Raw genomic sequence first — 7,558 nt, forward strand, 5'->3', positions numbered from 1 at the left:
CGCAGTCTCTCGGTCAAGGAGGATCTGCTGACCGAACAGCGCAGCCAGATCCACAAACTGCTGAGCTCCTTGATGCCGGCGCCGATCGCCGCCAAAGTGTTCGACGGAGCGGAGATCACCGCACGGGACCACCCGAATGTCACGGTGGTCTATGCCGACGTCACGGGCCTGGACCGAATTCAGGCCGAACTCGACGCCGGCGAATATCTCGACCTCTGGCGGGAACTGATCCGGCAGTACGACGCCGCAGCAGCGGAATTCGACGTCGAGCGAGTCCATCAGGTGCGCAATGGATTCCTCGGTAGTTGCGGGCTCACGGTTCCGCGGCTCGACAACGTGCGGCAGACGGTCGACTTCGCTCTGGAATGCCAGCGGATCATCGAACGATTCAACGGCGAGGCCGGACTCAACCTCGGACTGCGGGCAGGTATCGACACCGGAACCGTCAGCAGCGGGCTGGTCGCGGAGCCGTCGCCGGTCTTCGATATGTGGGGCACGGCGGTCACCCTGGCCCATCGCATCAAGAACGGTGTGCCCGCGTCCGGGATCTACGTCACCTCACGCGTCGTCGACGTTCTGTCCGAGGCGATGTCGTTCACGCAAGCCGGCAATATCGAAGTCAACGGGGCGGTCGAGCCCATCTGGCGAGTTGAGGACACCCAGTGATCGCATCGGTGTTCTCAGCGCCGTGGTTCTGGTGGGCCATCGGAATCGCGATCGGGCTGCCTGTTGTGCTCGTCATCCTGACCGAATGGCAGCAGTCGTTACGACGACGTAGCAGCCCGCTGCTGCGGCCAGTCGGGGTACTTCGCAATTTCCTCGTGCCGCTGAGCGCGCTGCTGTTGGCGATGGTGGGTGCCACCCAGATTCCGGCCACCGCAACGCCGGTGCGGATCGTGGGGACCCTGGTCGCTGTCGTAGTACTGGTCCTGATGCTCTCGGGCCTGAAGGCCTCGCTGTTCCAGGGCGCCTCGGAATCCAGTTGGCGGGGGCGGATACCGAGCATCTTCGTCGATGTAGTGCGCTTCGGGCTGATCGCCATCGGAGTCGGGCTGGTCTTCGCGTATATCTGGGGTGCGAATATCGGCGGTCTCTTCACCGCACTGGGCATCGGATCCATTGTCATCGGTCTGACGTTGCAGAACTCGGTGGGCCAGATCATCTCCGGGCTGCTGATGCTCTTCGAGCAGCCGTTCAAGATCGGCGAAACGATCGAGACGAGTATCGCCAAAGGCCGCGTTGTCGAGGTGAACTGGCGCGCAGTCCATCTCAGGACCGGTACCGGGCTGCAGATCATTCCGAACTCGGTGCTGGCCGGCGAGACCTTCAAGAATCTGAGCCGGCCCAAGGATGCCAAAGCGACCCGGGTAACGAGCGTGTTCGCGGTCGAGGATCGCCCAGACCAGGTGTGCGCGATGCTGGTCCGGTGCGCATCGCAGTTGCCGGGGTGCAATCCGGATCTGACCCCGACCGCTGTTCCGGTCGGCAACATGAAGTACCGCACCCGCATTCCGCTGCATGCCACCGCCGATGACGACGAAGCCGAAGCGACCTTCCTGCGCTGGATCTGGTACGCGGCTCGCAGGGAGGGACTGCACCTTGATGAGGCAGACGACGGCTTCTCCAATCCGGACCTTGTCGCCGAAGCGTTGGATGCGGTAGTTGTTCCGGTGCTGCGGCTTACCGCCGACCAACTGCGGGCGATGGCTCCGCATGCGAGCATCGAACGCTACGGCGCGGGGGAACTCATCATGGCGACCGGCACTGTCCCTTCTGCGGTCTCATTCATCACCGCCGGCAAGGTTCTGCTGACAGCGGTGGCGGAGGACGGCTCCCGCAACGAAGTCACCGTCTTCGAGGAGGGTTCCTTCCTGGGACAGAGCACGCTGATCCGCCATCCGGTCGCCGGATCGGCGTTCGCGATCGATGAGGTCACACTGATCCGCGTCGAGCGGGAGGCGATCGAACGGGTGGTGCAGCGCAACCCGGTGCTGCTGCAGGAGTTCGGGCGCGCCATCGACGAAAGGCGTGCGGCTGTTCTGCGGGCTATGTCGGAGGGCAACCCGGAGGGTTAACCCCACTCGCGGTTCAACGCCCGTGATTCGGACAGTTCCTCGACTGAGTCGATCCGGCGCAGTCGAGGATGGCTTGCCCCGATGAGCACGATGGCGACCAGAGCGGATAGCGCTCCGAGGGCGAACAGAATGGTGAAGCTGCTCTCCGGCGGGAACGCGTTGACGCTGCTGTGCCGGCTGAGCAATACAGCGACGATTGCGGCGGCAACCGAGGCCCCGACGGTGCGGGCGATGGCGTTGATCGACGTTGCCACCCCGGTCTCGCCGGTGTCCACCTCGCGGATGACCAATGCCGGCAGCGACCCATAGGCGAGGCTTACGTAACCGTTGATCAGGAGCGCCGCGACAATCACCTGCCAGGTCTGCGAATGAAAGAGGGCCAGCATTGTGTAACCGATCAAACCGACTCCCGCGCCTACCAGTAGCACCGGCCGCGCACCGAAGCGGTCGATGTAGCGACCGCTGACCGTGGCGACGATGAACCCGGTCACTGCACCGGGCAACAGGAATACAACGCTGGCTCGCAGGACGGTGGCGCCGAATCCGTAACCGCTGGCGACGGGAGTCTGCACCAGGCCGGTCAGACCCAGGAATCCGAAGTACAACCCCATTCCCACCGAGACCGTGGCGATATTGGTCAGTAGGACCGGCCGCCGCGACAGCATGGCGGTCGACACCAGTGGATGTTCACATCGGCGTTCCCACAGCCACCACAGCACCAGCGCTACCAGACCCAACAGCGCACTGCCCAGAGTCAGCAGCGAGCCCCAACCCCACACTTTGCCCTGGGTCAGCGCCAGCAGCATGCCGGACAGCCCGACGGCCAGTCCCACTGCGCCGGCCCAGTCGACGGTCCCCGTCGCACTCGCGGTTCGCAGCGGGACGAATCGCGCCGCCAGCACCAGCACCAGCACTGAGAAGGCCGTGGTGAACCAGAACACCCGGTGATAGCCGGCGTCATCACGCATCAGCAGGCCGGTGATCACCAGACCCATTCCGCCGCCGAAACCGAGTACCGCCGATAAAACTGCCAGCGCGCTCATCATCCGTTCGGGCGGCAGTTCCTCTCGCATGATCGAGACGCCGATGGGGTACAGGGAGAACGATGCGCCCTGCAGCACACGTGCGACGATCAAGAGCGGCAGCGACGTCGTCGTGGCCGCCAGCAGTGAACCGGCGAGCACGACGGCGAGCACGATCAACAACACGTGCTTTTTGGTGTGCAGGTCCGCCAGCCGGCCGATCAGGGGAGTCGTGGCTGCGGCAGTGAGCAGATTGGCCGTCACCACCCAGCTGACGGCCACGGTGGACGCGTCGAGTTGCCGGGCCATCACCCCGAGGATCGGCACCACAGCGGTCTGCAGCACCGCGACTGTCAGCACGATCACGCTGAGCGCTGCCACCAGTAGGGGCGAAGCCGGACGGTCGCGTCGAACGCCTGGTGCTGCCTGCAGACTCGACACCGCACATCCCTTCCGCGGCCGACGGCCACAGTCGATTATGTCGACTAACGATCTGTGCGACGATGCCGGGGTGTTCCGGAACGCCACGTACTTCTTCGCCCACCGCGACGGCGCCTTCCACCCGACCGAATCAGCACTGAGCAGGTGGGGGAAAGATTCCCTCAACGGGCCGGCAGTGGTGGGTCTGGTGGCGCGATGCCTGGAGCACGACTACGGCGACGACGAGTTCCTCCCGGCCCGGTTGACCACCGACCTGTTCAAAGCGGCAGGGCGGATTCCCACCGAAGTCCGCACGCGCCTGGTTCGTGAGGGCAGGCGGATCAGGGGCTCGGAGTGCGATGTCATCCAGGCAGGGGTCGTAGTCGCCCGCGCCAGCATGCTGCAAGACCGAAAGTCGGCTCCGCCACCCGGTCAGGAGTGGATTCCGGAGCAGTCCTTCACCCCGCCGACAGGTATTCGAGGTACGGCGTATGCAATCAGCAGCGATGATGTCGGCTGGAGTTCTTCGGGTGCGCAGCATCAGAACACCTCGCGGAAGCGCGTCTACCATCGGACCATCGAGGTGGTGGAAGGCGAAACGTTAAGCCCTTTCGTGCGGACGGTGGTGGCCGCCGAGGCAACCAGCCTGGTCACCAACCTTGGCACCATGGGTATCGGATACATCAACGGTGACCTGACCGTCGCACTATCGCGCCTGCCGATCGGGAATTACATTGGCCTGCAGGCTGATTCGCACTGGTGCGCGGATGGCATATCAACCGGAACCGCCACGCTCTTCGATGACGAAGGACCCTTCGGCACCGGGATGGTCACCGGGATTGCGAACCCCGCGGCCCAGATCGATTTTGCCGCCGGTCAGGACATCCCGGCGATGGGGGTGTGAGTCGCGTGAGCCGTCGGGACCGGGTTCTGATCACAGCGGAAGAATTGATGAGCCGGCTTGACAACGGTGACGCTCCGGCGATCCTCGATGTGCGCTGGCGGCTCGATCAGACCGACGGGCGGTCGGCCTTCGACGAGGGACACATTCCGGGTGCGATGTACGTGTCCCTCGAGGATGAACTCAGCGACCACCATCTGAGCGGTAGGGGCCGCCACCCGCTTCCTGACGGCGCCGCTCTGCAGAGCAATGCCCGGCGCTGGGGGATCTCATCGGGACAATCTGTGGTCGTCTACGACGACTGGAACCGGGCGGGTTCGGCCCGGGCCTGGTGGGTGCTGACCGCTGCGGGCCTTTCCGATGTCCGGATCCTCGACGGGGGACTCGCGGCGTGGCGGGCGGCCGGGGGAGAACTGCGCGCCGGCGCCGAGAGCCCCGAGGCCGGGGATGTGACCCTCCCACACCATGATCTCTACGGCGGCGCCCGCCCGACATTGACCGCGGACGATATCGCGACCGGTGCGGTGGGCACCGTGCTCGACGCCCGCGCCCCCGAACGGTTCCGCGGAGAGGTCGAGCCGGTCGATCCGGTCGGCGGCCATATTCCCGGAGCGGTCAACCTGCCGAGCGCGTCACTGCTCGGCGAGGGGGGCGCGTTCCTGGACGACGCTGCGCTGAGGGACCGGTTCGCCGGCCTTGACGGTGCGATCGGCGTCTACTGCGGATCCGGGGTCACAGCCGCGGTGGTTTTGGCCGCGCTCGCCGCAGGCGGCATCAACGCGGCACTGTTCCCCGGTTCCTGGTCACAGTGGATCGCCGAACCTGGCCGCGCGGCGGCTCGCGGGGATTAGCTGGACGGCCGCAGGTGCCGGACTGACGCCAGATCGGTGTTTGCCGATATGCTCGATACTCAACAGGTGATCAGACCCGACGAGTGATCAGCAGGGGGATTCCGATGGCGGCGACGAGAGCGGCCATGATCGGGCGCATCGGCGGCTATGCGGTGGCCCTGGGTATCGGCGGCGCCGTGGCGACCGGTTTTGCCGGTCACGCCGCTGCCGCTCCTGACTCTTCGGCCCCGTCGGCATCCCAGGCTCGCGGCTCCCAGACCGCCAAGCCCGTCTCCAGGGCGGTCGCTGCGCGCGGTGCCACGACGTCTCGATCCCCGAGTCGCCGTTCGGTGACACCGCCTGCGCCCGTGGCTGCCGCAGTCCCGATCGCCGCTCTGCGCCGATCGGCGGCTGTCCGGCCCGGTGTCGCCGCGGCAACTCCCACCGCTGCCGCTCAGCTCACCCCCTCAGATATCTGGTCCTCGCTGATGACCCGGGTGGCCGGTATCTTCGGCTGGGATCCCCGCGGTCGGCTGCAGACCATCTACAAGGGAACGCATTTCACCATCCCGAACAATTTCGGATTCTTCGTCCAAAACGTCTCCGGCAGTGGAACCTTCACCACGAACACCACCTACGATCTCGGTGACTCGGATCAGTGGGACTGGAACAAGCTGACCGGCATCGCCTTCACGCCGCTTGAACCAGACCGGGATTCGGCGATGGTGGGCTGGCGATACAACCTGGAGACCCAACTGTTCGAGATCGCCCCGTTCTACAACGTCAACAAGGTGCGGATTCTGCCGAACGAGAATCCGCTGTCCCCGGGTTATGAGGTCATCTCGGTCCCGGCCGATCAAACCTTCAGCTACACCGTCGATTACACCGGCGTCACGATCAGTTACGGCGACAGGACCGTGTTCAAGCCCTTCCCGCAGGGCCTGACACCGAACGTCTGGACGGCGGCGAGGGTCAGTGGGTGGTTCGGCGGTAACGAGGCGGCGCCGCGGACGGTGTCGTACTACCTGAAACTGGACTAGTGACTGAAATCAGACCCGCGGTGATCGGGGTGGCCTGCGGGATCTTCGGGATCGGAGCGGCGGCAGCGATCGCACTTGCGACCCCGGCGGCCGCGGACTCCCGGGGGGATTCGGTCAAGTCTCCGGTGCACCACAACCACTCCAGTTCGCGCTCCACTCGCGTATCAGCCAACGTTCTTGGGCCGGTTGCCTCCGCCAGAGCGCCCCAGTCTCCGCAGCGCCGAGCTGCTGTGACACCCCGCGCGATCGCCCAAGCGACCCCCCGGGCCGCTTCCTCAGATATCTGGTCCTCGCTGGTGACACGGATCGCCGGCATCTTCGGCTGGGATCCGCGCGGAAAACTCCAAACGATCTATCAGGGAACACATTTCGTGATCCCAGGTGCGACGGCGATCTGGGTGACATCCGATTCCGGTGACGCTACTTTCACCGCTGACTCGGCCTACGACCTCAAAGACGCCGACCAGCACGATTGGAACAAGCTGGCCGGGCTCACATTCACTCCGTTAGAGCCCAACCGTGACGCTGCCATGGTGGTCTGGCGACTGAACAACGTCACCGATGACTTCTTTGAGGTCGGCCCGTTCTTCAACGACCACTACTCGTATGTATTTCCCACCGAGGCGCAGATCATAAGGGTTCAGGTCGGCGCGACGTTCTCTTATTACGTCGACTACTCGGGTATCGCAATCAGCTATGGCGATATCACGGTCTACAAGCCGTACCCGGCTGACCTGATCCCGAACTTCTGGACCAGTTCGCGGGTCCTCTGATGGTTTGGCGGCAGTGAGGTCGCCCCCAAGACAGTCTCGTATTACAAGCACATCTACTGAGAGCGGTGGTCCTGAACCGCTCACGCTCGCTCTGCTGCGTCGTCGTCGGGGGGTAGTTGTCGTTCGGGGTGGTGGTAGGTGTTGGTGGCGGCGGTGATGGGTAGGTGTGGTGGGGGTATCCATTTGGTGGTGCCGTCGGGTTGTTTTCGGGTGGTCCAGCCTCCGGTGGTGAGTAGGTCGTGGTCGGGTTTGCAGGCCAGGGTGAGGTCGGTGATGTCGGTGCGTCCACCTCGGGCCCAGTCGGTGTCGTGGTTGACTTGGGTGTGTTAGCCGGGTTTGTCGCAGCCGGGTCGGGTGCAGCCGCGTTGCAGGGCGTGCAGGACGATGCGTTGATCGGGGGTGGCGATGCGTTTGGTGCGGCCCAGGTAGAGCGGGCGGGATGTGTGGGAGTCGAACACGCACAGGTAGTGCCAGGCATGGGATGCCATGCGGATCAG

Annotated in this window: 7 protein-coding genes and 1 pseudogene; 6 read left to right on the plus strand and 2 right to left on the minus strand. The window is 64.7% G+C overall.

What is annotated here, in order from left to right; genetic code table 11:
* A partial coding sequence (locus ACR2JI_RS17595) for an adenylate/guanylate cyclase domain-containing protein (RefSeq protein ID WP_526392324.1) occupies positions 1-666 on the plus strand: 666 nt, incomplete at its 5' end.
* Positions 663-2,075: a mechanosensitive ion channel domain-containing protein gene (locus tag ACR2JI_RS17600; RefSeq protein ID WP_526392326.1), complete on the plus strand. Its 1,413-nt coding sequence runs from the start codon at positions 663-665 to the stop codon at positions 2,073-2,075. The genes ACR2JI_RS17595 and ACR2JI_RS17600, both read left to right, overlap by 4 nt.
* Here ACR2JI_RS17600 and ACR2JI_RS17605 read toward each other — a convergent pair.
* Positions 2,072-3,538, minus strand: coding sequence for an MFS transporter (locus ACR2JI_RS17605; RefSeq protein WP_526392328.1), 1,467 nt, complete (start codon positions 3,536-3,538; stop codon positions 2,072-2,074). The two genes, ACR2JI_RS17600 and ACR2JI_RS17605, sit on opposite strands and share 4 nt — an antisense overlap.
* A gap of 37 nt (positions 3,539-3,575) precedes the next feature.
* Between ACR2JI_RS17605 and ACR2JI_RS17610 the strand changes: the two genes are divergently transcribed.
* From ACR2JI_RS17610 to ACR2JI_RS17625, 4 genes are all read left to right on the plus strand, one after another.
* Positions 3,576-4,421 carry an acyl-CoA thioesterase domain-containing protein gene (locus tag ACR2JI_RS17610; RefSeq protein WP_526392330.1) on the plus strand — a complete coding sequence of 282 codons (846 nt, stop codon included), beginning with the start codon at positions 3,576-3,578 and terminating at the stop codon, positions 4,419-4,421.
* Positions 4,422-4,426: 5 nt separating this feature from the next.
* Positions 4,427-5,269: a sulfurtransferase gene (locus ACR2JI_RS17615; RefSeq protein WP_526392332.1), complete on the plus strand. Its 843-nt coding sequence runs from the start codon at positions 4,427-4,429 to the stop codon at positions 5,267-5,269.
* A gap of 104 nt (positions 5,270-5,373) precedes the next feature.
* Entirely contained in the window at positions 5,374-6,288 is a 915-nt protein-coding gene (locus ACR2JI_RS17620; protein WP_526392334.1) for a hypothetical protein, read from the plus strand.
* Positions 6,288-7,061 carry a hypothetical protein gene (locus ACR2JI_RS17625; protein WP_526392336.1) on the plus strand — a complete coding sequence of 258 codons (774 nt, stop codon included), beginning with the start codon at positions 6,288-6,290 and terminating at the stop codon, positions 7,059-7,061. The genes ACR2JI_RS17620 and ACR2JI_RS17625 overlap by 1 nt, the downstream gene beginning before the upstream one ends.
* 80 nt (positions 7,062-7,141) lie before the next feature.
* On the opposite strand, the pseudogene ACR2JI_RS17630 reads toward ACR2JI_RS17625, so the two are convergent.
* Positions 7,142-7,558: pseudogene (locus ACR2JI_RS17630) on the minus strand (HNH endonuclease signature motif containing protein); the annotation flags it as partial.

Source organism: Mycobacterium sp. (genome assembly GCF_051006775.1).
In the GTDB taxonomy this organism is placed as follows: Bacteria; Actinomycetota; Actinomycetes; order Mycobacteriales; family Mycobacteriaceae; genus Mycobacterium.